The sequence below is a fragment of the Pantoea sp. EKM10T genome (assembly GCF_011800685.1).
Classification (GTDB): domain Bacteria; phylum Pseudomonadota; class Gammaproteobacteria; order Enterobacterales; family Enterobacteriaceae; genus Pantoea; species Pantoea agglomerans.
This window is the reverse complement of the sequence record NZ_JAALEU010000007.1, coordinates 29748-54235: the sequence shown is the minus strand read 5'-3', so window position 1 is coordinate 54235 and position 24488 is coordinate 29748. Positions and strand designations below refer to the sequence as shown.

At 56.8% G+C, this 24488-nt stretch carries 22 protein-coding genes and 1 pseudogene; 16 read left to right on the top strand and 7 right to left on the bottom strand.

All coding sequences use genetic code 11. The features are described 5' to 3' along the window. The first annotated feature begins 6 nt into the window (after positions 1-6). The 5 genes and pseudogenes from ubiI (at position 7) to HFD95_RS14330 (ending at position 6912) form a co-directional block, all read left to right on the top strand. A complete protein-coding gene (gene ubiI, locus HFD95_RS14350) occupies positions 7-1209 on the top strand; it encodes an FAD-dependent 2-octaprenylphenol hydroxylase (RefSeq protein WP_010671056.1) in 1203 nt (400 codons plus the stop codon). 432 nt (positions 1210-1641) lie between these two features. Further along, entirely contained in the window at positions 1642-2739 is a 1098-nt protein-coding gene (gene gcvT, locus HFD95_RS14345; protein ID WP_010248804.1) for a glycine cleavage system aminomethyltransferase GcvT, read from the top strand. Between the two features lie 23 nt (positions 2740-2762). After that, a complete protein-coding gene (gcvH, locus tag HFD95_RS14340) occupies positions 2763-3149 on the top strand; it encodes a glycine cleavage system protein GcvH (protein ID WP_010248802.1) in 387 nt (128 codons plus the stop codon). An 80-nt stretch (positions 3150-3229) separates the two neighbouring features. Then, on the top strand, positions 3230-6103 hold the full coding sequence (gcvP, locus tag HFD95_RS14335; protein WP_050680494.1) for an aminomethyl-transferring glycine dehydrogenase: 2874 nt from the start codon (positions 3230-3232) through the stop codon (positions 6101-6103). Between the two features lie 66 nt (positions 6104-6169). After that, positions 6170-6912 (top strand): annotated as a pseudogene (locus HFD95_RS14330) (SDR family oxidoreductase). Positions 6913-6942: 30 nt separating this feature from the next. Here HFD95_RS14330 and HFD95_RS14325 read toward each other — a convergent pair. Next, positions 6943-8382 carry a 6-phospho-beta-glucosidase gene (locus tag HFD95_RS14325; protein WP_029519408.1) on the bottom strand — a complete coding sequence of 480 codons (1440 nt, stop codon included), beginning with the start codon at positions 8380-8382 and terminating at the stop codon, positions 6943-6945. 115 nt (positions 8383-8497) lie between these two features. Continuing rightward, a complete protein-coding gene (locus tag HFD95_RS14320) occupies positions 8498-9217 on the bottom strand; it encodes a MurR/RpiR family transcriptional regulator (RefSeq protein ID WP_010248792.1) in 720 nt (239 codons plus the stop codon). Between the two features lie 169 nt (positions 9218-9386). On the opposite strand from HFD95_RS14320, the gene HFD95_RS14315 reads away from it, so the two are divergent. Continuing rightward, positions 9387-10052: a hemolysin III family protein gene (locus HFD95_RS14315; protein WP_167430396.1), complete on the top strand. Its 666-nt coding sequence runs from the start codon at positions 9387-9389 to the stop codon at positions 10050-10052. 61 nt (positions 10053-10113) lie between these two features. Here HFD95_RS14315 and ygfZ read toward each other — a convergent pair whose 3' ends face one another. Further along, complete coding sequence (gene ygfZ / locus HFD95_RS14310; RefSeq protein WP_033769915.1) at positions 10114-11100, bottom strand: tRNA-modifying protein YgfZ; 987 nt, start codon at positions 11098-11100, stop codon at positions 10114-10116. 226 nt (positions 11101-11326) lie between these two features. On the opposite strand from ygfZ, the gene sdhE reads away from it, so the two are divergent. Then, positions 11327-11593 (top strand): FAD assembly factor SdhE, encoded by a 267-nt coding sequence (gene sdhE / locus HFD95_RS14305; RefSeq protein WP_010248781.1) that lies wholly within the window; start codon positions 11327-11329, stop codon positions 11591-11593. Then, positions 11568-11978, top strand: coding sequence for a protein YgfX (locus HFD95_RS14300; RefSeq protein ID WP_033780732.1), 411 nt, complete (start codon positions 11568-11570; stop codon positions 11976-11978). The genes sdhE and HFD95_RS14300 overlap by 26 nt, the downstream gene beginning before the upstream one ends. Before the next feature lie 128 nt (positions 11979-12106). Here the strand turns inward: HFD95_RS14300 and fldB are convergent, their stop codons facing one another. Beyond that, on the bottom strand, positions 12107-12625 hold the full coding sequence (gene fldB / locus HFD95_RS14295) for a flavodoxin FldB (protein WP_010248777.1): 519 nt from the start codon (positions 12623-12625) through the stop codon (positions 12107-12109). A 102-nt stretch (positions 12626-12727) separates the two neighbouring features. Here fldB and xerD point away from each other — a divergent pair, with 102 nt between their 5' ends. From xerD to HFD95_RS14265, 6 genes are all read left to right on the top strand, one after another. Beyond that, positions 12728-13621 (top strand): site-specific tyrosine recombinase XerD, encoded by an 894-nt coding sequence (gene xerD, locus HFD95_RS14290; RefSeq protein WP_010248689.1) that lies wholly within the window; start codon positions 12728-12730, stop codon positions 13619-13621. Positions 13622-13642: 21 nt separating this feature from the next. Next, complete coding sequence (dsbC, locus tag HFD95_RS14285; RefSeq protein ID WP_010671049.1) at positions 13643-14356, top strand: bifunctional protein-disulfide isomerase/oxidoreductase DsbC; 714 nt, start codon at positions 13643-13645, stop codon at positions 14354-14356. Between the two features lie 3 nt (positions 14357-14359). After that, complete coding sequence (recJ, locus tag HFD95_RS14280; RefSeq protein ID WP_167430395.1) at positions 14360-16093, top strand: single-stranded-DNA-specific exonuclease RecJ; 1734 nt, start codon at positions 14360-14362, stop codon at positions 16091-16093. Positions 16094-16324: 231 nt separating this feature from the next. Next, positions 16325-17423, top strand: a protein-coding gene (prfB, locus tag HFD95_RS14275; RefSeq protein ID WP_167430394.1) for a peptide chain release factor 2 whose coding sequence is annotated in 2 segments (ribosomal slippage) — positions 16325-16399 and positions 16401-17423 — 1098 coding nt in all. Because the reading frame shifts where the segments join, the coding sequence is not laid out codon by codon here. A gap of 9 nt (positions 17424-17432) precedes the next feature. Continuing rightward, positions 17433-18953: a lysine--tRNA ligase gene (gene lysS / locus HFD95_RS14270; protein WP_010248682.1), complete on the top strand. Its 1521-nt coding sequence runs from the start codon at positions 17433-17435 to the stop codon at positions 18951-18953. A 124-nt stretch (positions 18954-19077) separates the two neighbouring features. Further along, the gene (locus HFD95_RS14265; protein WP_167430393.1) at positions 19078-19572 is read left to right on the top strand and encodes a cupin domain-containing protein; all 495 of its coding nucleotides are present in this window, start codon (positions 19078-19080) and stop codon (positions 19570-19572) included. Here HFD95_RS14265 and HFD95_RS14260 read toward each other — a convergent pair. After that, entirely contained in the window at positions 19569-20195 is a 627-nt protein-coding gene (locus tag HFD95_RS14260; RefSeq protein WP_029519406.1) for a serine protease, read from the bottom strand. The genes HFD95_RS14265 and HFD95_RS14260 overlap by 4 nt on opposite strands. A gap of 361 nt (positions 20196-20556) precedes the next feature. On the opposite strand from HFD95_RS14260, the gene HFD95_RS14255 reads away from it, so the two are divergent. Further along, positions 20557-21720, top strand: a complete 1164-nt coding sequence (locus HFD95_RS14255) for an MFS transporter (RefSeq protein WP_010248677.1) — start codon at positions 20557-20559, stop codon at positions 21718-21720. Here HFD95_RS14255 and HFD95_RS14250 read toward each other — a convergent pair. Further along, a complete protein-coding gene (locus tag HFD95_RS14250; protein ID WP_159226961.1) occupies positions 21717-22637 on the bottom strand; it encodes a LysR family transcriptional regulator in 921 nt (306 codons plus the stop codon). The two genes, HFD95_RS14255 and HFD95_RS14250, sit on opposite strands and share 4 nt — an antisense overlap. Positions 22638-22739: 102 nt before the next feature. On the opposite strand from HFD95_RS14250, the gene lysA reads away from it, so the two are divergent. After that, positions 22740-23996 (top strand): diaminopimelate decarboxylase, encoded by a 1257-nt coding sequence (gene lysA / locus HFD95_RS14245; RefSeq protein ID WP_167430392.1) that lies wholly within the window; start codon positions 22740-22742, stop codon positions 23994-23996. A 32-nt stretch (positions 23997-24028) separates the two neighbouring features. Here lysA and HFD95_RS14240 read toward each other — a convergent pair whose 3' ends face one another. Beyond that, the gene (locus HFD95_RS14240; RefSeq protein WP_010671044.1) at positions 24029-24337 is read right to left on the bottom strand and encodes a PTS lactose/cellobiose transporter subunit IIA; all 309 of its coding nucleotides are present in this window, start codon (positions 24335-24337) and stop codon (positions 24029-24031) included. Positions 24338-24488 lie beyond the last annotated feature (151 nt).

The following is a 24488-nucleotide window of genomic DNA, read 5'->3' as shown; positions in this document are numbered from 1 at the left end:
GCTCAGATGCAAACTTTTGATGTGGTGATTGCCGGTGGCGGTATGGTGGGACTGGCGGTGGCCTGCGGCTTGCAGGGCAGCGGACTGCGCATCGCCGTACTGGAAAAATCACCGGAGCCACCGCTGGCGCTGAGTGCGTCACCGTCAGTTCGCGTGTCGGCAATCAATGCCGCCAGCGAACGGCTGCTGCAGAAGCTGGATGTCTGGTCGACCATTCTCTCGCTGCGCGCCAGCGCTTATCACGGCATGGAAGTGTGGGATAAGGACAGTTTCGGCTCCATCGCCTTTGATGATGAGCAGCAGGGCCTGTCGCATCTGGGCCATATCATCGAAAACCCGGTGATCCACAATGCGCTCTGGCAACGTGCCAGCGCCTGCAGCGACGTGACGATTATGGCACCCTCGCAGTTACAGCAGGTCGCGTTTGGTGACAACGAAGCCTTTGTTACCCTGCAGGATGGCAGCATGTTAAGTGCGCGATTAATGATTGCCGCTGACGGCGCTAACTCCTGGCTGCGCAACAAAGCCGATATCCCGCTGACCTTCTGGGATTACGATCACCATGCGTTAGTGGCTAATGTCCGCACTGAGAAGCCGCACGACGCAGTAGCGCGCCAGGTATTCCACGGCGACGGCATTCTGGCTTTCCTGCCGATGCAGGATCCGCATCTCAGTTCCATCGTCTGGTCGCTCTCGCCGCAGGAAGCGAGCCGTCTGGAAACCATGCCGGAAGCGCTGTTCAATCAGCAGCTCTCGGTGGCGTTTGATATGCGGCTCGGCCTGTGCCAGCTGGAAAGCGAGCGCAAATCGTTTCCGCTGGTGGCGCGCTATGCCCGCAACTTCGCGGCACACCGTCTGGCGCTGGTGGGCGATGCGGCTCACACCATTCATCCGCTGGCGGGTCAGGGCGTTAACCTTGGGTTTATGGATGCCGCCGAGCTGATCGGTGAGATTCGCCGCCTGCATCAGCAGGGCAAAGATATTGGTCAGCACCTCTATCTGCGACGCTATGAGCGCAGCCGTAAGCACAGCGCCGCAATGATGCTGGCGGGAATGCAGGGCTTCCGTGAAATGTTCGCAGGCAATAATCCGGCGAAAAAATTGCTGCGCGACGTGGGTCTGAAACTGGCTGACCGCCTGCCGGGTGTTAAACCCATGATGCTGAAGCAGGCGATGGGCCTGAATGATCTGCCCGCCTGGCTACGCTAAATCTGCCCTTCTATTAAGCCAGCTTCTGCTGGCTTTTTTTATGCCTGACACCGCGCTGCACCACAAAAAGGCAACGCTGCACCAGCAGAGGTCTTCGTTTGATTTATTCTAATTTTGCGGGCGAATTCGCATTACTTTTTCTCATTCTTCTGTCCGCTTGGCGCGGGATTTTTTTAACATCCTGAATGCCATCCCGCATAAATTTGCTGCGTATATTTAAATTCCCTGCATTTATTGCGCGATTAATCACAAAATTGCAGTTTTATATCCTGTTAGCAGCCGTTCCTGGTTAGGCTGTGCCTCTGCTTTCGACCCCGGTTTGCTTATGGTTAATCGTCAGATTCGGTGGTAACGTCAGCCCTAAGAGAACGTTTGCGTCGGCACTGAATTCCGGCGCACTTTTGCACTTACTCGCTTCTGCACAGGATGGTTATGACTCAGCAAACACCTCTGTTTGAACAGCATCAGGCCTGCGGTGCCCGCATGGTGGATTTTCATGGCTGGATGATGCCGCTGCACTATGGCTCCCAGATGGATGAACATCATGTGGTGCGCACCGACGCCGGTATGTTTGATGTCTCTCACATGACCATCGTCGACCTGACAGGCCCGCGTACCCGTGAATTCCTGCGCTACCTGCTGGCAAATGATGTGGCAAAACTGACCCAGCCAGGCAAAGCGCTCTACACCGGGATGCTGAATGCCTCGGGTGGCGTCATTGACGATTTGATTGTTTACTTTATGAGCGAAGAGTTCTTCCGCCTGGTGGTGAACTCTGCCACCCGTGAAAACGATCTCGCCTGGATCACGCAACACGCGCAGGGCTATGGCATTACGCTGACGGAACGCGACGACCTGGCGCTGATTGCCGTGCAGGGTCCGCAGGCGCAGCAGAAGGCACAGACGCTGTTCAGCGAGGAGCAGCGTCAGGCTGTTGCCGGCATGAAGCCATTTTTCGGCGTGCAGTCAGGCGACCTGTTTATCGCCACCACCGGCTATACCGGCGAAGCGGGATATGAGATTGCTATGCCTGCAGAGGAGGCAGCCGATTTCTGGCAGCGTCTGCTGGCTGCTGGCGTTAAACCTGCCGGACTGGGCGCACGTGACACTCTGCGTCTGGAAGCGGGTATGAATCTGTATGGTCAGGAGATGGATGAAGGCGTTTCACCGCTGGCTGCCAACATGGGCTGGACGGTCTGCTGGGAACCTGCTGACCGCGATTTCATCGGCCGGGAAGCGCTGGAACTGCAGCGTGAACGCGGTACCGAAAAGCTGGTAGGACTCATCCTCACAGAAAAAGGGGTGCTGCGTAACGGCTTGCCGGTGCGTTTCACCGATGACCAGGGGCAGCCGCAGGAGGGGATCATCACCAGTGGCTCTTTCTCTCCGACGCTGGGTTGCAGCATCGCCCTGGCGCGCGTACCGGCCTCAGTCGGCAGCACCGCCATCGTTGAGATCCGTAACCGCCAGATGCCCGTCCAGGTTACCCGTCCCGTTTTTGTCCGCGCCGGTAAACCGGTCGCTCAGTAAATTTTATTCAGGAGAAATGGCCAATGAGCAATGTGCCGAATACGTTGAAGTATCGCGACAGCCACGAGTGGGTGCGCAAAGAAGAAGATGGCAGCTACACCGTGGGTATCACTGAACACGCGCAGGAGCTACTGGGCGACATGGTGTTTGTCGATCTGCCGGAAGTGGGCGCGACGTTTGCCGCCGGTGAAGAGTGCGCGGTCGCGGAATCCGTTAAAGCGGCTTCAGATATCTATGCGCCGATCAGCGGTGAGATTGTGGCGGTCAACGAAGCACTGACTGACTCACCGGAGCAGGTCAACAGCGAGCCTTATGAAGGCGGCTGGTTATTCAAAATCAAAGCCAGCGACGCGTCTGAAATCGACACGCTGCTGGATGCGGATGCTTACAAAGCCTCCATCGACGAGTAGTCGTCAGGCGGCCTCACACAGAGGCCGCAGATTTATGTTTGCTCTCCGGTTCCCCCAGCCCGATTCAGGATTTACTGCTAATGACTCAGACTCTCAGCCAGCTTGAACACAACGGTGCATTCATTGAGCGCCATATCGGTCCTTCACCTGAGCAGCAGGCGCAGATGCTTGACGCTATTGGTGCCCGTTCGCTGGAAGCGTTAATCAGCACGATTGTGCCGGCAGACATTCAGCTGCCAGGCCCGCCAGCGGTTGGCGAAGCCGCCACTGAACAGCAGGCTCTGGCCGAACTGAAAGCGATTGCCAGCCAGAATCTGCGTTACAAATCCTGGATCGGTATGGGATACAGCGCGGTGATCACCCCGCCGGTCATCCTGCGTAATATGCTGGAGAATCCGGGCTGGTACACCGCCTATACCCCGTATCAGCCTGAGGTCTCCCAGGGCCGTCTGGAAGCGCTGCTGAACTTCCAGCAGCTGACGCTGGATCTTACCGGCATGGATATCGCGTCCGCCTCACTGCTGGACGAAGCGACCGCTGCCGCTGAAGCGATGGCGATGGCAAAACGCGTCAGTAAGCTCAAAAATGCCAATAAATTCTTCATTGCCGATGATATCCATCCGCAGACGCTGGATGTGGTCCGCACCCGTGCGGAGACGTTCGGTTTCGAACTGATTATTGATAGCGCGGACAAAGCACCCGATCATGACGACCTGTTTGGTGTGCTGCTGCAACAGGTGGGCACCACCGGCGAAGCGCACGATTACAGCGCGCTGATTGCCGGACTGAAAGCCCGCAAAGTGGTGGTCAGCGTGGCGGCGGACTTTATGTCGCTGGTGTTACTGGAAGCGCCAGGCAAACAGGGTGCAGACATTGTCTTTGGTTCAGCTCAGCGCTTCGGCGTGCCAATGGGCTACGGCGGCCCTCACGCGGCATTCTTCGCCAGCCGCGACGAGCATAAACGCTCTATGCCAGGCCGTATCATTGGTGTTTCACGTGATGCGGCGGGCAACACGGCGCTGCGTATGGCGATGCAGACCCGTGAACAACATATCCGCCGTGAAAAGGCCAACTCCAACATCTGTACGTCGCAGGTGCTGCTGGCAAACATCGCCGGTCTCTATGCGGTGTTCCACGGCCCGGCGGGCCTGAAACGCATTGCCTCACGCATTCATCGCTTCACCAACATTCTGGCGGCGGGACTGCAACAGGGCGGCCTGAAGCTGCGCCATCAGCACTGGTTCGATACGCTGACGGTGGAAGTGGCGGATAAAGCCGCCGTGCTGAACCGCGCCCTGAGCTTTGGCGTTAACCTGCGTAGCGACATCCATAATGCCGTGGGTATCACGCTGGATGAAACCACCTGCCGCGAAGATATTCTGGCGTTGTTCGCCATTCTGCTGGGTGATGAACACGGCCAGGACCTGGAAAAGCTCGACAGCGAAGTGGCCAGCGAAAGCCATGCAATTCCTGCTGGCCTGCAACGCCACAGCGAGATCCTGACCCATCCGGTGTTCAACCGTCATCACAGCGAAACCGAGATGATGCGCTACATGCACAGCCTGGAGAAAAAGGATCTGGCGCTGAATCAGGCGATGATCCCGCTGGGCTCCTGCACCATGAAGCTCAATGCCGCGGCAGAGATGATCCCGATCACCTGGCCGGAATTTGCGGAGCTGCATCCATTCTGCCCGGCTGAACAGGCTACCGGCTATCTGCAGATGATCGGCCAGCTTTCACAGTGGCTGGTGCAGCTCACCGGCTATGATGCACTCTGTATGCAGCCAAACTCCGGCGCGCAGGGTGAATATGCCGGACTGCTGGCGATCCGCCGCTATCACGAAAGCCGTGGCGAGGGTGATCGTCATCTCTGCCTGATCCCGAGCTCGGCGCACGGGACTAACCCGGCCTCAGCCCAGATGGCGGGCATGGACGTGGTGGTAGTGGCCTGCGATAAACAGGGCAACATCGACCTTGGCGATCTGCGCGAGAAAGCGGCTCAGGCGGGCGACAGGCTCTCCTGCATCATGGTGACTTACCCGTCAACTCATGGCGTTTATGAAGAGACCATCCGCGAAGTGTGCCAGATCGTGCATCAGTATGGCGGTCAGGTCTATCTGGATGGCGCGAACATGAATGCGCAGGTCGGCATCACCACGCCTGGCTATATCGGCGCGGATGTCTCGCACCTGAATCTGCATAAAACCTTCTGCATTCCGCACGGCGGCGGCGGCCCGGGTATGGGACCGATTGGCGTCAAAGCGCACCTGGCCCCGTTTGTGCCGGGGCACAGCGTGGTACAGATCGACGGTGTACTGACGCAGCAGGGCGCCGTATCCGCAGCGCCGTTTGGCAGTGCATCCATTCTGCCAATCAGCTGGATGTACATTCGCATGATGGGCGCGGAAGGGCTGAAACAGGCCAGCTCGGTCGCGATTCTGAATGCCAACTACATTGCCCGCCGCCTGCAGTCGGCCTATCCGGTGCTTTACACTGGCCGTGACGGTCGCGTGGCGCACGAATGTATTCTCGACATCCGTCCGCTGAAAGAGCAGACCGGCATCAGTGAGCTGGATATTGCTAAGCGCCTGATCGATTACGGATTCCACGCACCAACGATGTCCTTCCCGGTGGCGGGCACCCTGATGGTGGAGCCGACCGAATCGGAAAGCAAAATCGAACTGGATCGCTTTATCGACGCGATGCTGGCGATCCGCATGGAGATTGATCGGGTGACGTCAGGTGAATGGCCGCTGGATGACAACCCACTGGTTAATGCGCCGCATACTCAGCTGGAAATCGTCAGTGAGTGGTCACATCCTTACAGCCGTGAACTGGCAGTCTTCCCGGCGGGCAGCCACAACAAATACTGGCCGACGGTAAAACGTCTGGATGATGTGTTTGGCGACCGTAATCTCTTCTGCTCCTGTGTGCCGATGAGCGACTATCAGTAATTTCCCCGCAGGCAAACGTTAACCACAAAGGGTCGATTCGTCGGCCCTTTGTACTGGAGAATCAGCATGAAACTGGCACTGGTTACGGGGGGCAGCGCGGTATCGGGCGGGCCACGGCGCTGTTACTGGCCGTCCGGGGTTATCGGGTTGCGGTGAACTACCGTCAGCGCGAAGCGGAAGCTCAACAGGTGGTGGCACAGATCCGGCAGCAGGGCGGTGAAGCCTTTGCTGTTCAGGCAGATATCAGTGATGAAGCCCAGGTGATGGCGATGTTTGCGCAGCTCGACCAGCAGTCCGAACCGCTGGCGTTGCTGGTGAACAACGCCGGGATTTTGTTTCAGCAGTGTCGCACCGAGCAGCTGGATGCGGCACGCCTGCATAAGGTCTTTGCCACCAACGTGATTGGGTCTTTTCTCTGCTGTCGTGAGGCGGTTAAGCGGATGGGCACACATCACGGCGGTCAGGGCGGCTCCATCGTCAACGTCTCATCAGCAGCGTCGCGTACCGGTGCGCCTGGCGAATATGTCGATTACGCCGCTTCAAAAGGGGCGATGGACACGCTGACCAGAGGATTGTCGCTGGAAGTGGCGCAGCAGGGGATTCGGGTCAACGGCGTGCGTCCGGGATTCATCTATACAGAGATGCATGCCGATGGCGGAGAGCCAGGCAGAGTAGACAGGCTTGCCAGCGTGATCCCGATGGGACGCGGCGGTGAAGCAGAAGAGGTGGCGGAAGCGATCGTCTGGCTGGCCAGCGACGCGGCCTCTTACGTCACCGGCAGCATCATTGACGCTGCCGGTGGGCGTTAACTCACTTCGCCGCTGATGCGGCGTGATGACTTACAGGTTTTCGCCGTTACTGGCGATAACCTGCTGATACCAGCTGAAACTCTTTTTCTTCCCACGAGAAAAATCGCCGCTGCCATCATCGTTTTTATTCACATGAATAAAGCCGTAACGTTTGTCGTACTGGCCGGTGGTAAACGAGACGCAATCGAGGCAGCCCCACGGCGTATAGCCCATTAATTCAACACCATCGTACGCCACGGCTTTCTTCATCTCTTCGATATGCGCACGCAGATAGTCGATGCGGTAATCATCTTCAATTACGCCATTGGCATTTGGCTTATCGATAGCACCAAAGCCGTTTTCAACAATAAACAGCGGCTTCTGGTAACGCTCATACAGTTCGTTCATCGCATAGCGCAGGCCAACCGGATCGATCTGCCAGCCCCAGTCGGACGCTTTCACATGCGGGTTTTTCACCACACCTTCAAAGCCGGTGATCGGATCGTCAACGCCGCTGGCATCGGTTTTCACCGCGTTGCTCATGTAGTAGCTGAAACCGACATAGTCTGCACAGCCCTGGCGCAGCGTCTCGGCATCATCCGCTTCCATCTGAATGTCGTAACCCTTGCGCGCCCACTCTTTCAGGGTGTAGGCCGGATAGTAGCCGCGCATCTGCACGTCACTGAACACATAGCGCTGATGCATCGATTCCTGCGCCAGCACCACATCGTCCGGGTGGCAGGAGAAGGGATAGACCGGCACCATGGCGATCATGCAGCCAATCTGAAAGTCAGGATTGATGTCGTGGCCGAGTTTCACCACTTTTGCGCTGGCAACAAACTGGTGGTGCATCACCTGATACATCGCCTGTTCAGGTTTCTCATGTTCGGTAAAGATCACGCCTGAACAGCAGTAACCAAACAGCGGATACTGCCAGTTACGCTGGTTGTTGATCTCATTGAAGGTCATCCAGTATTTCACTTTGCTTTTATAGCGGTTCAGCACCACTTCGCTGAAGCGCACAAAGAAGTCGACCACTTTGCGGTTGTGCCAGCCGCCATACTCTTTGACCAGGTGATAAGGCATTTCGAAGTGCGAAAGGGTGATGACCGGTTCAATGCCATACTTCAGCAGTTCATCAAACAGGTCGTCATAGAATTGCAGGCCCGCTTCGTTGGGCTGTTGCTCGTCACCGTTAGGGAAGATACGGGTCCAGGCAATCGAGGTGCGGAAACATTTGAAGCCCATCTCGGCAAACAGCGCGACATCCTGTTTGTAGTGGGAGTAAAACTCCACACCCTTGTGGTTCGGGTAGAAATGACCCGGCTGCACGCCGTCGGTGATCACCCGGTCAACGCCGTGTGAACCGCCAGTCATCACGTCAGCAATGCTGACGCCTTTGCCGCCCTGATCCCAGCCGCCTTCAACCTGATGCGCTGCCACCGCTCCGCCCCAAAGAAAGCCTTTTGGTAACTGCAATTCTGCACTCATGCTTCACCCCATTACGGATATTGAAATTGAGCTGAGTGTAGCAAGGCAATAATGAAAGTCACGATATAACAGCGCGGCAATAATTACGTTTGTTACATCCAAAAAACAGGCTGTTTTATTTCCCCAGCTGGCGGCCGATTGCTTCAATAATATAGGTCACTGGCACCTGAGTCGTAATGTCGGAATTGTCCGCCATACGGATGATGGGCACATGGTAGCAGAGGTTGAAATCACCGATCTTCGCCAGCGAGCAGCTCTCCGTGTTGGTTATCGCAATGATTTTGCACTTATTCAGGCTGAACTGGCTGGCAATGCGCAGGATCTCTTCCGTTTCGCCGGAAACCGATAAAATAATGGCAATGGCGTTTTCATAGAGATCGGGACTGACCGGATAATAGGGATCGTCAATCGCGTGGCTGAATTTACCGAGGTTAGAGAAAAAGCGTGCGCCATATTTTGCCAGACTGCCGGAGGTGCCGACGCCAATAAAGAAGACCCGCTCAGCCTGATTAATCTTCTGCGCGGCCTCAGCGATGAGCTGTTCAAACTCCGGATTATTGATGCTCTTAAAAAAGCTCAGCATTTCACTGACGCCCGCCGTGTTGAGCATTGGCGCACTTTGCTGTTCGTTTAAGCGCAGGCGGATGCGGAATTCCGACCAGCCTTCACAGCCCATCTTGCGACAGAAACGCAGCACGGTGGTGGTGGAGACGCCAGCCTGCTCAGCCAGCTCGCGGATCGTCATGTAGCTGACGCCTTCGCGGTGCTTAATGATGAACTGATAGACCTGCATTTCCAGATCGTTAAGGCGGGCGAGATCGCTATGCGAAAACATGAATGACTCATTGAACAGTTGACTGGCGGCCAGTTTACCAGATTCATCACCCGGTTTAAGGGATAGTGAATTTCACCAGGATAATTTTAGCGTACAAGTGTACACTGAAAAAATTGTTGGCTACGCTGGATAACGATATCACTGCTATGGAGCTGATCAGGAACCTGTTATGACCCCCACACTCTCTCACAAACATCAACACGCTGCGGGCTATTCGTTCGCCGAGGAAATTGCCAACAGTATCAGTCACGGTCTTGGCTGCCTGTTCGGTATCGTCGGACTGGTGCTGATGCTTAATCAGGCAACGGAGAGGCAGGCCGACACCCTCACTTTTATCAGTTACAGCCTCTATGGTGGCAGCATGATCCTGCTGTTTCTGGCCTCGACGCTCTATCACGCTATTCCGGCTGGCCCGGCCAGACCCTGGCTGAAAAAGTTTGATCATTGCGCCATCTATCTGCTGATTGCCGGCACCTATACGCCGTTTCTGCTGGTCGCGCTGAGGACGCCGCTGGCGTATGGACTGATGGCGGTGATCTGGGGGCTGGCGCTGGCCGGTATTCTGTTCAAGTTCACGATTGCACATCGCTTTAAAGCGCTGTCGCTGGTGACTTATCTCTGTATGGGGTGGCTGTCGCTGATTGTGGTTTATCAGCTGGCGATGATCCTGCCGCCGGGCTGCATCTGGCTGCTTGCCGCAGGCGGGATTATCTATTCGCTGGGGGTGATTTTCTATGTGGCGCGCCGCATTCCGTTTAATCACGCCATCTGGCATCTGTTCGTGCTGGGCGGCAGTCTCTGTCACTTCTGCGCTATCTACTTTTATGTGCGCTAAATTGAGCCTGCTCTGAATTGTGGCACTGGCCCTTCCCTTAGCGGAAGGGCCATACGCTCAATCAGCTTTCATCCAGCGAGTAGGGCAGTGGCTGAATGGTCAGATGTCCGCCTTCATCACCTTCCACCCGCAGCACGCTGTCCGGCTCCAGATCGTTATTCATCACGACCTGAATCCAGCTAATCCCGTCATCTAACTGCACCGCAGCCAGCACGCTGCCGGTTCGACGCCAGCGTTCACCCATCTGCAACTCCAGCGGGGCATTGGCTTCTGGCAGATGACTTGCCTGACCCGCCAGCCAGTAGAGCGCGCGTTTATTGGCGCCGCGATATTTGGCCCGGGCCACCATCTCCTGACCGGCATAGCACCCTTTTTTAAAGCTGATGGCATCCAGCGCCTGCAGGTTGGTGGCCTGCGGAATAAACTGCACGCTGGTGGCGGGATCAATCACCGGAATGCCCGCTTCAATATCCAGCGCCAGCCACTGCTGACTGTCATTAAACTGTGCATCGTCATTGAGCTTCTGCTTCAGCGCTTCTGCCTGGGCCAGCGAAGTGACAATCAGAAAACGTTCGGCCGGATGGGCAAACCACAGCAGCGTGGTTTCTCCCTGCTGCACCACCGGTTTCTCGCTGTCGGGCAGGCTATCAAACAGATTTGCCAGCGCGGCGCGCGCCTGGAAACCGGCCACGCCCAGCAATACTGACTCATCATCAGCCACCATCGACACTTTCGAAAACACGGCGTATTTCTTTAACTCGGGCAGTTGGATGTCGCGCAGCTCACGACGGATCAGATAAGCATAGCCTTCACCGCGATGGAACAGGCGCATATTGCTCCACATTTTGCCTTTAGCATCGCAGTGTGCGGCGAGCGAATGGTGGTCGGCATCCAGCGCGGCGACATCCAGCGTTAACTGACCCTGCAGGTAAGAGGTGCTGTCGGCGCCGGTAATGGAAACCAGCGCCCAGCTATCCAGTGACATCAGGGTTAACGGCAGACGAGACGACGCGGCAGGCTGGCGCGGCGGTAAAGTAAATGTGGGCATGGAGATATCCTGTATAAGAAGGTTCATCCGGAATAATATCTTTAATGTTAAAATAGCCGACTGGCAATGCAACCTGTTTACGGAAAACGGCGCACAAAAGGCGTGATAACCCTGAAAAGATCCAGCCTGAAATGTGGCAGGTTGCACAGCATGCGACGCTGCGCCTGCGAGCCGCATTAAACCAGGTTACACTAGGCGCCACGTTGTGAATTGTGGAAATTGATGCATGGATATTAATGATAAATCACGCATTCAGTGGGCCTGCCGTCGCGGCATGCTGGAACTGGATGTGGCTATTATGCCGTTCTTCAAATTTGAGTATGAGACGCTGAGCGACACCGATAAGCAGGTCTTTGTGGATTTGCTAAAGAGTGACGATCCCGATCTGTTTAACTGGCTGATGAATCACGGTGAGCCAAAGGATCCGGAGCTTAAGCGGATGGTGAACCTGATCCAGCAGCGTAACCATGCTCGCGGCCCGGTGGCAATGTAAGCTGCGGCCCTCTCGTCTGGCGTGCGGGTTAGTCTGCGCCTGGCTGATAGCAGCCGTGACTGGCGTGGTGCTGATGACGCTGCCTGCAGGCGGCTGGCTGGTTAAAGCGCCGATTATTCTGCTGTTGCTGGCTGAGGGCTGGCGCAGCGTTTGGCGATTGATTCAACGGCAGGGTACGTTACAGCGGGAAAGCGTCCATTGCTGGATCTGGCAGGGAAAACGCTGGCGGCCAACTCAGCCACTACGCTGGTTACCCGTTGGCGTGCTGCTGGTGGCGAAGAGCGAACAGGGTGCCACGCTGCGCTGGTGGCTGATGCAGGACAATATGCAGCCTGGCGAATGGCGGGCGTTACGCGCCTGCTGCTTCAGCCCGGCGCGGCATTAATGGCAGCAGTGCAGGCAAGAGCGTCTGAAGCCGTTCATCTGCCTGCACTGCGGTTCAATAATGACAGGCAAGAGCGATTAAAGCCGCTCACCTGTTCATGCCAGGGTTCGACACCGGCAGAAGGGCCGTCAGAGCAGTCCTGCGGTTTCGGTTAACACCTGTTCGCACCACTGCTCAACGCGCTCATCGGTGACCTCGAACTGATTCACATCATCAAGCGCCAGACCCACAAACTGCGAGCCATCGGCACTCAGCGGTTTCGGGCTGGTGAACTCATAGCCTTCAAGCGGCCAGTAGCCAACAAAACGTACCCCCATCGGCTGCAGCAAATCGTGCAGCATGCCGAGCGCATCTAAAAACCACTCGCCATAGCCAATCTGATCGCCCATGCCATACAGTGCGACAATCTTGTTTTGCAGATTCAGCGCGGGCAACTGCGGCCAGATCGCCTCCCAGTCCTCCTGCAACTCACCGAAATCCCAGGTCGGGATGCCCATGATCAGCAAGTCGTACTGCTCCATCAGGCGTGGGTCGTCATCTTTCACGTTATGCAGCGTCACTAACTCTTCGCCAATAAAATCGCGAATTTTCTCCGCTACGATTTCGGTGTAACAGGTACTGGAACCGTAAAAAAGACCGATTTTCATGCAGATAACACTCTGTAAATACTGACTTTGGCGCAATTGTACCAGAAGCGCTGCTGAATCAGGCATAATGAGCATGATTTTACACCAGACGGCGGAGATAACGTGCAGGACAGCGATCTGACAGAACAGTTTCTTGATGCGCTCTGGATTGAACGCAATCTGGCGCAGAACACTCTCTCCTCTTATCGCCAGGACCTCCAGACGCTGACCGGATGGCTGGCGCATCATCAGCTGACGCTGCTTAGCGTTGCGCCGCTGGATCTGCAGCAGTTTCTGGCTGAACGGCTGGAGGGAGGCTACAAGGCGACCAGCTCAGCGCGGCTGCTCAGCGCCATGCGTCGCCTGTTCCAGTATCTTTACCGCGAAAAGCTGCGCCCGGACGATCCCAGCGCGCTGTTGTCAGCACCAAAACTGCCGCAGCGTTTACCGAAAGATCTCAGTGAGGCGCAGGTCGAGCGACTGTTGCAGGCGCCGAATATCGATATCCCGCTGGAGCTGCGCGACAAAGCGATGCTGGAGCTTCTCTACGCCACGGGCCTGCGCGTCTCCGAACTGATTGGCCTGACGCTCAGCGACATCAGCCTGCGCCAGGGCGTTGTCCGGGTTATCGGTAAAGGGGATAAAGAGCGGCTGGTGCCTTTAGGTGAAGAAGCGGTTTACTGGCTGGAGCAATATATGGAACATGGTCGTCCGTGGCTGCTCAACGGTCAGACGCTGGACGTGATGTTTCCCAGTAATCGGGCGCAGCAGATGACGCGCCAGACCTTCTGGCATCGCATCAAGCATTACGCCACGCTGGCGGGGATTGACAGCGAAAAGTTATCACCGCATGTGATGCGCCATGCCTTTGCGACCCATCTGCTGAACCACGGTGCCGATCTGCGTGTCGTACAGATGCTGCTGGGACACAGCGATCTCTCCACCACCCAAATTTATACGCACGTCGCCACTGAGCGCCTGCGTCAGTTGCATCAACAACACCATCCGCGGGCCTGAACCGCGGCGATAAGGACAAAAATGAACAAGCATTTTGCCATGCTGGCTCTTTTAGCCAGCGCCTTTTCCGGTCTCGCACAGGCCGATGACAGCGCCATTCAGCAATCACTTAAAAAGCTCGGTCTGAACCAGACGGAGATCAGCCCGTCACCGCTGCCGGGTTTTAAAACCGTGCTGTCAGAAAGCGGCGTGCTCTACGTGACCGACGACGGCAAACACATGATCCAGGGCCCGCTCTATGACGTCAGCGGCAAACAGCCGGTCAACGTCACCAACCAGCTGCTGGACAAAAAAGTCGAAGCGCTGGTGCCGGAGATGATCGTCTACAAAGCGCCTAAAGAGCAGCACGTGATCACGGTCTTTACCGACATCACCTGTGGCTACTGTCACAAGCTGCACGAGCAGATGGCGGACTACAATGCGCTGGGCATCACCGTGCGCTACCTGGCGTTTCCGCGTGAAGGGCTGAATGGTCAGATTGAGCCAGCGATGAAAGCGATCTGGTGCAGCGCCGACCGCAATAAAGCGTTTGATGAGGCGATGAAAGGCAATGCGCCGAAGATGGCCGCACCAGACAGCTGCAAAATCGATATCGCCCAGCACTATAAACTTGGCGTGCTGTTCGGCATTCAGGGCACGCCCGCGATGCTGACTGACAGCGGCATGATGATCCCAGGTTATCAGTCGCCGCAGGAGCTGAAGCAGGTGCTGGACAATCAGAAGCGTGGTGGTTAATCGGTGGTAAAACAGGATGTGGAACTCCGTCGCCGTGAGGTGACGGTTGACGATGCGCTTCCGGCGACGCTGCCGCCGCTGCTGAAACGACTCTATCTGCAACGCGGCGTGCGCGACGCGGCAGAGCTGGAGCGCGGGGCGAAAAACCTGCTGCCGTACCAGTCCTTAAGCGGGATTGAGAGCGCAGTGGAACTGCTGCATCAGGCGCTGCTGGATGGGCGTCGCATTATGGTGGTGGGCGACTTTGATGCCGATGGCGCGACCAGTACCGCGCTGACGGTCATGGCGCTGCGCAGCATGGGCGGCGGCAACGTGCAGTATCTGGTGCCTAACCGCTTTGAAGATGGTTATGGCCTCAGCCCTGAAGTGGTTGAGCAGGCGCGGGCGCGCGGCGCGGCGATGATCCTGACCGTCGACAACGGCATCTCCTCCCACGCCGGCGTTGAATGTGCCCATCAGCACGGGATTCCGGTGCTGATTACCGACCACCACCTGCCGGGCGAGACCTTACCAGCCGCTGAGGCGATCGTTAATCCCAATCTGCCGGACTGCAACTTTCCCTCACGTGCACTGGCGGGCGTGGGCGTTGCGTTCTATCTGATGCTGGCGCTGCGCGCCCATCTGCGCACCCAGGGCTGGTTTGGTGCCACTCGCACCGAACCCAATCTGGCGGAGATGCTGGATCTGGTGGCGCTCGGCACGGTTGCCGACGTGGTGCCGCTCGACGTCAACAACCGCATTCTGGTGTGGCAGGGACTCAGCCGCATCCGGGCGGGAAAATGCCGGCCAGGCATCCGGGCGCTGCTGGAGATTGCTAATCGCGATGCGCGTCAGATGGCAGCCAGCGATCTCGGCTTTGCGCTGGGGCCACGGCTCAATGCCGCAGGCCGGCTCGACGATATGTCGGTGGGCGTGGCGCTGTTAATGACTGAGGATCTCAGTCAGGCACGGATGTTAGCCAGTGAGCTGGACGCGCTGAACCAGACACGAAAAGAGATAGAGCAGGGCATGCAGAGCGAAGCGCTGGCGCTGTGTCAGGCGCTGGAGCGTGAGCAGCGCGATCTGCCGCTGGGGCTGGCCTTTTATCATCCCGAATGGCATCAGGGGGTGGTGGGGATCCTCGCCTCCCGTCTGAAAGAGCGTTTCCATCGTCCGGTGATTGCCTTTGCTCCGGCGGGCGACGGCACGCTGAAAGGCTCAGGCCGCTCAATTGCCGGTCTGCATCTGCGCGACGCGCTGGAGCGTCTGGATACGCTGAATCCCGGCCTGATGCTGAAGTTCGGCGGTCATGCCATGGCGGCAGGCTTATCACTGGAAACCGCACGCTACGAGGAGTTTCGTCAGCGCTTTGCCGATCTGGTCGGTGAGTGGCTGGATGGCGAATCTCTGCAGGGCATCATCTGGTCAGATGGTGCGTTGCAGCCGCAGGAGTTTTCGCTGCAGACCGCTGAGATGCTGCGCGAAGCGGGGCCCTGGGGCCAGGCGTTCCCGGAACCCGCCTTTGACGGCAAATTTAAGCTGCTGCAACAGCGGCTGGTGGGCGAGCGACATCTGAAAGTGATGGTCGAAGCGCTGGACGGCGGTCCGCTGATCGACGGGATCGCCTTTAATGTCGATACCACCCTGTGGCCCGACAGCAGCATTCGTCAGGTCGAGCTGGCCTATAAGCTGGATATCAATGAGTATCGTGGTAACCGCTCGGTACAGCTGATCATTGACCATATCTGGCCGCTTTGATTTTTCTAAGGCGCGCGCGTCTCCGGTCACAGCAGAGGCGCGTCAGCCTGTTTTTTCCCTGCGTTAACCTGCTGTGCGAGCGGTTGTCGTCGCAGCCCGATAAGCAAATGCAACGCGTCACGCCGCCCCGGCATCAGCCCGCTGTCTCAGCGCTACAATCTGCCGCCAGTTTCGGGTAAACTTGTGCGTTAAATTTCCTGTCCCATCGAACATAAGAAAGACGCTAAAGCCATGTTTGAAATCAACCCGGTCAAAAACCGTATTCAGGACCTCAGTGAGCGCAGCGACGTTCTTCGGGGGTATCTTTGACTACGATGCCAAGAAAGAACGCCTCGAAGAAGTAAACGCCGAGCTGGAACAGCCCGATGTCTGGAACGAACCTGAACGCGCTCAGGCGCTGGGCAAAGAGCGCTCCTCGCTGGAAGCGATCGTGCAGACGCTGGATCAGATGTCGCAGGGCCTGGAAGATGTGCAGGGTCTGCTTGAACTGGCGGTAGAAGCGGAAGACGAAGAGACTTTCGACGAAGCGGTTGCCGAGCTGGATGTCCTTGAGAGCAAGCTGGGCGAGCTGGAATTCCGCCGCATGTTCTCTGGCGAGTATGACAGCGCCGACTGCTACATCGATCTGCAGGCGGGTTCCGGCGGCACCGAAGCGCAGGACTGGGCCAGCATGCTGATGCGTATGTATCTGCGTTGGGCTGAAGCCAAAGGCTTCAAAACTGAAATTATCGAAGAGTCTGAAGGTGAAGTTGCAGGCATTAAATCTGTGACCATTCGCGTGTCAGGCGACTACGCCTTTGGCTGGTTGCGCACCGAAACGGGCGTGCACCGCCTGGTGCGTAAGAGCCCGTTTGACTCCGGCGGCCGTCGTCACACCTCATTCAGCTCCGCCTTTATCTATCCGGAAGTGGATGACGATATTGATATCGACATCAACCCAGCCGATCTGCGCATTGACGTCTATCGCGCGTCAGGGGCGGGCGGCCAGCACGTTAACCGGACGGAATCTGCGGTACGTATTACCCATATTCCAACCGGTACCGTCACCCAGTGTCAGAATGACCGTTCTCAGCACAAGAACAAAGATCAGGCGATGAAGCAGATGAAAGCGAAGCTGTATGAGCTTGAGATGCAGAAGAAAAACGCTGAGAAACAGGCGCTGGAGGACAACAAGTCCGACATCGGCTGGGGAAGTCAGATCCGTTCTTACGTTCTCGATGATGCACGCATCAAAGATCTGCGCACCGGCGTAGAGACGCGTAACACCCAGGCGGTGCTGGACGGCGACCTGGATCGATTCATTGAAGCTAGTTTAAAAGCAGGGTTATAAGGAACCGACATGTCTGAACAACAACCGCAGAGCGCTGATGCCGCCGTTGAGTTAAATAACGAACTGAAAGCGCGTCGCGAAAAGCTGAGCGTGCTGCGTGCAAACGGCGTGGCGTTTCCTAACGATTTTCGTCGTGACAGTCTCTCAAACCAGCTGCATGAGAGCTATGGCGAGAAGAGTAACGAAGAGCTTGAAGATCTCGGCATCGAAGTCAGCGTTGCCGGACGTATGATGACCCGTCGTATCATGGGTAAAGCCTCTTTCGTGACCCTGCAGGATGTGGGTGGCCGGATTCAGCTTTACGTCTCGCGTGACGATCTGGCTGAAGGCATCTACAACGAGCAGTTCAAAAAGTGGGATCTCGGCGATATCCTGGGCGCGCGCGGCAAACTGTTCAAAACCAAAACCGGCGAACTGTCGATTCACTGTTCTGAACTGCGCCTGCTGACCAAAGCACTGCGTCCGCTGCCGGACAAGTTCCACGGCCTGGCCGATCAGGAAACGCGCTACCGTCAGCGTTACCTTGATCTCATCGCCAACGAGGAGTCGCGTAACACCTTCAGAATTCGTTCGCAGATCATGGCCGGCATTCGCCAGTTCATGGTGGGCCGCGACTTTATGGAAGTGGAAACCCCGATGATGCAGGTGATCCCTGGCGGCGCGTCTGCGCGTCCGTTCATCACCCATCACAATGCGCTGGATATCGACATGTATCTGCGTATCGCTCCAGAGCTTTATCTGAAGCGTCTGGTGGTGGGCGGATTCGATCGCGTGTTCGAGATCAACCGTAACTTCCGCAACGAAGGTATTTCGCCACGTCATAACCCAGAGTTCACCATGATGGAACTCTATATGGCTTATGCGGATTACAAAGATCTGATCGAGCTGACCGAAAGCCTGTTCCGTACGCTGGCGCAGGATGTGCTGGGCAGCACCGTGGTGCCTTACGGCGAGCAGGAGTTTGATTTCGGTAAGCCGTTTGAAAAACTGACCATGCGTGAAGCGATCAAGAAATACCGTCCGGAAACGGATCTGGCCGATCTGGAAGACTTTGATAAAGCGGTGGCGATTGCTCAATCACTGCACATCAAGGTTGAGAAAAGCTGGGGTCTGGGCCGTGTCGTAACCGAAATCTTTGAAGAGACCGCTGAAGCGCATCTGATTCAGCCGACCTTCATCACCGAATATCCGGCTGAAGTCTCTCCGCTGGCCCGTCGTAACGACGAGAACCCGGAAATCACCGATCGCTTTGAGTTCTTCATTGGCGGTCGTGAAATCGGTAACGGCTTCTCCGAGCTGAACGATGCGGAAGATCAGGCTGAGCGTTTCCTGCAGCAGGTGAATGCCAAAGATGCTGGCGACGACGAAGCGATGTTCTACGACGAAGACTATGTCACCGCACTGGAGCACGGTCTGCCGCCAACCGCCGGTCTGGGTATCGGTATTGACCGTATGGTGATGCTGTTTACCAACAGCCACACTATCCGCGATGTGATTCTGTTCCCGGCACTGCGTCCAGGCAGCAAGTAAGTTTGACTGTTCTCAGAAAAGGCCGGGGCATCCCGGCCTTTTTTATGTCTGCTGTTCGCCTCGCCATGCTTGAGTCATGTCGCTCCCTCTGCCAGGCTGAATGTCTCAACCTGGAGCAACCATCATGACACAACGTCCCGACTGTATTCGCCACTGGCAAGCGCTTGAAGGCGAAGATAACGAACATTATGCTGACAGCGATGAGCGCATGTCGATTGGTGCGCCACTGGCTAAGTTGCTGGGATTAACCCGCCTTGGCATTCACCATGAAAGGCTCTTGCCCGGACGCCGCATGTCTTATCCCCACGCGGAGAGCGCAGAAGAAGAGTTCATTTTTGTGCTTGAAGGTCATCCTGACGCCTGGATCAACGGCGAGCTGTACCCGTTGTCGCCGGGCGATGCAGTGGCTTTTCCGGCGGGCACTGGCATTTGCCACACCTTTATCAATAACAGCGAGCACGAGGCACGCTTTTTAGTGGTGGGGGAGACCAGCAAGCCTGAAAATCGTATTACTTATCCTCTTAACCCGGAATACGAAGCAACCCGTAAAGACAGATGGCTTAATCCGCCCGAACATCTTATGGGCAACCATCCAGGTTTGCCCGACACAAAATCTTAGGATTTAATCGCCTGATCCAGCCATGTCTGAAATCGCGAGTAAGGCACATAGAGCGCAACGTTCTTATAGAGTGTCTTACCGCTGACATTGTCGTTGATGTTATTGCTGTAGCCAATAATCACGCCCGCCAGCGTATCGTCAGAGGCGTTATAGACTGCGCCGCCCGACATCCCTTTAACCACCCCCGCATTCGCCGCCACCACGACGCAGTCTGATTTGTTCCAGCTGTTCGCCAGCGTGGTATTGATCAGGTTCTGCCCGCTGGAACTGACCGGCATGGCCGAAATAAAACTGTAGCCGTAGAGATTGACCTGATCGCCGATGTGGCTGTTACGAAAGTTGGGTGGCAGGTTCATTTCGCTGTTTTTGTGGTAGACCACGGCCAGATCGCATTGCGGATGCCAGGCTTTGACCCGGTAAAGCGAAAACTTTGCCACATGTGCGGCGGTCAGGCTGTACTCCGGCGTCAGTGGGATGGTGGTACCGAGCGTGCCTAAACCCAGCACGGTGGGAATGCCGGTCACGGTCATATCCACCCGTTTTTCAGCTTCTTTACTGTACTCATAATGACCCACCGAGCAACCGGTTAAGCCAAACACCATTAAGGCTATGAGTCGTTGCATTCTCTCTCCCTGCGTCAGAAGTTGATCACATCACCTGGCAATTGATTAGGGATATATCGGCAACGTTAAGGATTTATTAATTAAATACGCACTAAAAAGCGTAACGGGTTCGCGGGAAATGACAACCTGACCCTGGGTCATGTGCGCTTTAACGGGCTTAGCCAGCAGGCTGACAAAGCCATTTTTTCCGGCAAAGCGGCAGGATTATTGCGGCCCCGGCAATAATCCTTTGCTGCGCGCAGGCTATGTCGCGCATCAGCACTGTGCTGTAATGCTCACCGTGACGCAGATCAAATTTTAATAAGCGTCGAGGGGCTGCGCGTCTGTGCAGTTCACCTGCAAATGATATTGGGAGAGTGTTATGCCTGTAGCATTAATGGCGCTGGCGTTGAGTGCGTTCGCCATCGGAACCACTGAGTTTGTCATTATGGGATTGCTGCCGGAGGTGGCGCGTGACCTTCAGGTGTCGATTCCGTCGGCGGGCTGGCTGATCAGCGGCTACGCGCTGGGCGTGGCGATAGGTGCGCCGATTATGGCGCTGCTCACCGCCAGGCTGCCGCGTAAAAAAACGCTGATTCTGCTGATGGTGATATTTATTGTCGGCAACCTGCTGTGTGCGCTGGCTTACAACTATAACCTGCTGATGCTGGCACGCATCGTCACCGCGCTTTGTCACGGTGCCTTCTTCGGTATTGGCGCGGTGGTCGCCGCTAGTCTGGTACCAGCCGGTCGTCAGGCTTCCGCTGTCGCACTGATGTTCACCGGACTGACCTTAGCCAACGTGCTGGGCGTTCCGCTGGGAACCAGTTTCGGACAGATGTTTGGCTGGCGAGCCACCTTCTGGGGCGTGGCAGTGATTGGCGTGCTGGCGTTTATCGCCCTGATCGTGAGTCTGCCCAACAATAAACAGGAAAAGCCGGTTCACCTGGCGAGTGAAATTGGTGCACTGGCCAACGGGAAACTGTGGCTGTCGCTGCTGATGACGGTGTTCTTTGCCGCGGCGATGTTTGCGCTGTTCAGCTACATTGCGCCGCTGCTGCTAGAGGTGACGGGCATCAGCGATCGCGGCGTCAGCTGGACGCTGTTCCTGATTGGCGCAGGCCTGACGGTCGGTAATATTCTTGGCGGCAAACTGGCCGACTGGAAAGTCTCCTTTAGCCTGATCCTCAGCTTCTCACTGATCGCCATCTTCTCGCTGCTGTTCAGCTGGACCAGCCATGCGCTGTGGCTGGCGGAGATCACCCTGTTCCTGTGGGCGATGGCGACCTTTGCGACGGTGCCGGGTCTGCAGATCAACGTGGTACGGCACGGCAAAGAGGCGCCTAACCTGGTCTCAACCCTGAACATTTCGGCGTTTAACGTGGGCAATGCGCTGGGTGCCTGGGTCGGCGGTGCGGTGATTGGCCGTGGATATGGCCTGACGGCGGTGCCGGTTGCTGCCGCTGCGCTGGCGGCAATCGGCCTGCTGATCTGTCTGATCACCTTCCGCAAATCGGGCCGCGCAGCCGCCAGGGTTCGCGCTTAAGCCAGGCGGGCGGAGATGCGTGCCGGAAAGTCAGCCACCTGCCGTTGCAGATGGCTGACAAAGGCATCGACCAGCGCCGATGCAGGGCGGTGCTGCGGCCTCACCAGGCTGACGGTAAACGGAACCGCCACGCTGAACTTACGCATCACCACACCGCTGTCGGCGTAATCCAGCGCCGTCAGCGGATTCACAATTGAAATGCCCACGCCCGCTCTGACCATGGCGCACACCGAAGCGGCACTGTGCGTCTCCATCACCAGCCGCCGCTCGACGCCCTGCTCATGAAACAGCGCATCCAGCAGTTGACGATAGCTGTCACTGCGCGACAGGCTCACATACTGTTCGCCCGCAAAATCGTGCGGCGTCAGCTCTGAACGCTGACTCAGAGGGTGATGCTGAGGCAATACGCATACTTCATCGCAGGTCAGCAGGGCGAGACGGTCAGTGCCGGCCGGAGCGTGCTGGGTTTCGGTTAAGCCGATATCGTAGCGCTGTGCTGACAGCCACTCCTCCAGCAGCGGCGACTCCTGCGGAATCACATTCAGGCTCACATCCGGGTAGCGCTGTAAAAAGGGCTGACACAGTGGTGGCAGCAGCGACTGCGAAAAAACGGGCAGGCAGGCGATCGACAGCTCACCCTGACGGAACTGGCGCAGCCCTTCAGCCGCTTCCATGATGCGATCCAGTCCGTACCAGGATCGCTGCACCTCTTCGAAAAGACGCAATCCCTGCACCGTCGGTTGCAGGCGACCACGAACCCGTCCGAACAACTCTAATCCCAGCTGCTGCTCCAGGCGTGCCAGCTCCCGGCTCACCGTCGGCTGTGAGGTGTGCAGCAGTGTCGCGGCTTGAGTCAGATTGCCGCTGGTCATCACCGCATGAAAAATCTCGATATGCCGCCAGTTAATGTTCGCCACGCACCCTTCCTATATCCATTCTGCATAGATGCTATTAAAACAGATATTTTTCGCTATGACACGATTCTGGCTTAATGCAGCTATTGCCACAGGAGAATTGCCATGCCACGTTCCTTACAGAGTACCGAAATCGCACTCAGCGCCGCTAACCTGCTGCCGCTGGCACGCCGCTACGCCGGGCCATTCTGGGCTTATGATGCGCAGATTATTCAGGCGCGTATTGCCCAGCTGCAGGCATTTGATGTGGTGCGCTTTGCGCAGAAGGCCTGCTCGAATACGCATATCCTGCGCCTGATGCGCGCAGCAGGCGTGAAAGTGGACTCGGTATCGCTGGGTGAGATCGAACGTGCGCTGGCCGCGGGTTACCAGCCTGGCGGTGATGAGATCGTCTTTACCGCGGATCTGTTCGATCAGCCGACGCTGGTGCGGGTGACCGCGTTAAAGGTGCCGGTTAATGCCGGATCGATCGATATGCTGCATCAGCTCGGCGCGGTCTCACCGGGACATGCGGTGTGGCTGCGGGTCAATCCTGGTTTTGGTCACGGCCACAGTCAGAAAACCAATACCGGTGGCGAAAACAGCAAGCACGGTATCTGGCACGCCGATTTAGCCGAGGCGCTGGCGGCGATTAAGCAGCACGGCTTGCAGCTGGTGGGCATTCATATGCATATCGGCTCAGGCGTCGATTATGCGCATCTGCAGCAGGTCTGTGATGCGATGGTTGAACTGGTGATGGCGTCGGGTCAGGATCTGACCGCGATCTCTGCGGGCGGTGGCCTCTCTGTGCCTTATCGCTATGGTGAAGAGGCGATCGATACCGATCACTATTTCGGCCTGTGGGATGCAGCACGGCAGCGTATTGCCCAGCATCTGGGTCACGCGATAAAGCTGGAGATCGAACCGGGCCGTTTCCTGGTGGCCGAGGCCGGTGTGCTGGTCTCTCAGGTACGGGCGGTTAAGTCGATGGGCAGCCGTCACTTCGTGCTGGTCGATGCCGGTTTCAGTGACCTCATGCGCCCCTCAATGTATGGCAGCTATCACCATATCTCGCTGATGGCGGGCGATGAACGGGCCATTGATGAGCAGCAGACTATCGACACGGTGGTCGCTGGCCCGCTGTGCGAATCGGGTGATGTCTTTACCCAGCTGGAGGGCGGCATGGTCGAACCACGCGCGATTCCGGCGGCAAAGGTTGGCGATTACCTGGTCTTCCACGACACCGGTGCTTACGGTGCATCCATGTCCTCTAACTACAACAGCCGTCCGCTGATCCCGGAAGTGCTGTTTGAGCAGGGCCAGCCGCGCGAGATCCGCCGCGCGCAGACTATTGAGTCGCTACTGGCACTGGAAATCAGCTAATCACCTCGCTCAGGCGGCCGGCGCGCCGCCTGTCAGCCATAGATCTCTTTGCGCAGCATGACCAGCTCCTCTGCCAGCTCGCGGCACAGCATTGCATTCATCAGATGATCCTGCGCATGCACCAGAATCAGCGTGACCGGCAATTTTCCGCTTCCCTCGTCTGCACCAATCAACGCGGTCTGAATTTTATGTGCCGCTTTTGCCGCGGTATCTGAAGCTGCCAGCGCCGCGTCAGCCCCGGTCCAGTCGCGTTTGCGCGCACACTGAATCGCCATCATCGCCGACGAACGGGCTTCCCCTGCATTGATCAGCAATTCCATCATGGTCTGTTCGTAATCCATAACGCCTCCGCTATTGGTATGCCAAATTGGCCGTTTTAATCATACTGGAATGCCAATAAGCGTTTCCGGGAGGCTCGTCACAGAAAAAACCGAGGGGATTCGTCATTTTGGTATGCCACTAACAGGGAAGACCACGACGATTACAGGAATA

Excerpts from the sequence above, each read along its gene's own strand:
- sdhE (WP_010248781.1), top strand. The coding sequence starts at position 11,327 with ATGGATATTAATGATAAATCACGCATTCAGTGGGCCTGCCGTCGCGGC.
- ubiI (WP_010671056.1), top strand. The coding sequence starts at position 7 with ATGCAAACTTTTGATGTGGTGATTGCCGGTGGCGGTATGGTGGGACTG.
- lysA (WP_167430392.1), top strand. The coding sequence starts at position 22,740 with ATGCCACGTTCCTTACAGAGTACCGAAATCGCACTCAGCGCCGCTAAC.
- HFD95_RS14320 (WP_010248792.1), bottom strand. The coding sequence starts at position 9,217 with ATGTTTTCGCATAGCGATCTCGCCCGCCTTAACGATCTGGAAATGCAG.
- lysS (WP_010248682.1), top strand. The coding sequence starts at position 17,433 with ATGTCTGAACAACAACCGCAGAGCGCTGATGCCGCCGTTGAGTTAAAT.
- HFD95_RS14325 (WP_029519408.1), bottom strand. The coding sequence starts at position 8,382 with ATGAGTGCAGAATTGCAGTTACCAAAAGGCTTTCTTTGGGGCGGAGCG.
- HFD95_RS14300 (WP_033780732.1), top strand. The coding sequence starts at position 11,568 with ATGCTCGCGGCCCGGTGGCAATGTAAGCTGCGGCCCTCTCGTCTGGCG.
- HFD95_RS14260 (WP_029519406.1), bottom strand. The coding sequence starts at position 20,195 with ATGCAACGACTCATAGCCTTAATGGTGTTTGGCTTAACCGGTTGCTCG.
- HFD95_RS14265 (WP_167430393.1), top strand. The coding sequence starts at position 19,078 with ATGACACAACGTCCCGACTGTATTCGCCACTGGCAAGCGCTTGAAGGC.
- dsbC (WP_010671049.1), top strand. The coding sequence starts at position 13,643 with ATGAACAAGCATTTTGCCATGCTGGCTCTTTTAGCCAGCGCCTTTTCC.
- gcvH (WP_010248802.1), top strand. The coding sequence starts at position 2,763 with ATGAGCAATGTGCCGAATACGTTGAAGTATCGCGACAGCCACGAGTGG.
- HFD95_RS14255 (WP_010248677.1), top strand. The coding sequence starts at position 20,557 with ATGCCTGTAGCATTAATGGCGCTGGCGTTGAGTGCGTTCGCCATCGGA.
- fldB (WP_010248777.1), bottom strand. The coding sequence starts at position 12,625 with ATGAAAATCGGTCTTTTTTACGGTTCCAGTACCTGTTACACCGAAATC.
- gcvP (WP_050680494.1), top strand. The coding sequence starts at position 3,230 with ATGACTCAGACTCTCAGCCAGCTTGAACACAACGGTGCATTCATTGAG.
- HFD95_RS14315 (WP_167430396.1), top strand. The coding sequence starts at position 9,387 with ATGACCCCCACACTCTCTCACAAACATCAACACGCTGCGGGCTATTCG.
- HFD95_RS14240 (WP_010671044.1), bottom strand. The coding sequence starts at position 24,337 with ATGGATTACGAACAGACCATGATGGAATTGCTGATCAATGCAGGGGAA.
- gcvT (WP_010248804.1), top strand. The coding sequence starts at position 1,642 with ATGACTCAGCAAACACCTCTGTTTGAACAGCATCAGGCCTGCGGTGCC.
- ygfZ (WP_033769915.1), bottom strand. The coding sequence starts at position 11,100 with ATGCCCACATTTACTTTACCGCCGCGCCAGCCTGCCGCGTCGTCTCGT.